Source organism: Parabacteroides sp. AF18-52, from assembly GCF_003479145.1.
Lineage (GTDB): Bacteria > Bacteroidota > Bacteroidia > Bacteroidales > Tannerellaceae > Parabacteroides > Parabacteroides faecis.
The window spans coordinates 1-254 of record NZ_QUGR01000008.1 but is presented as its reverse complement, the minus strand read 5'-3'; the positions used below and the strand labels follow the sequence as shown (position 1 = coordinate 254).

Genomic DNA, 254 nt, shown 5'->3' with positions numbered 1-254 from the left:
CTTACTAAAACGGCGGCTATCTACTCTCCCACTTTTACGCAGTACCATCGACGTGGTTGGGCTTAACTTCTCTGTTCGGAATGGGAAGAGGTGGATCCCCAACGCTATAACCACCTTAATACCTTTTAAGATGTTTGACTTTGGACAACGTTACTTTAACGTAACTCATTTTATTTGAGCTTATGACAGGCATTTCTACCCATCACCTGCTGATATATCAACCCTTTCTCCGGAAAAAGAAAGTCTCGGGCTAT

General features: G+C 42.9%; 1 rRNA gene. It reads right to left on the bottom strand.

The features are described from left to right. Window positions 1-7: 7 nt before the first annotated feature. A 5S ribosomal RNA gene (gene rrf, locus DWX23_RS14115) occupies window positions 8-118 on the bottom strand. Between the last annotated feature and the right edge of the window lie 136 nt (window positions 119-254).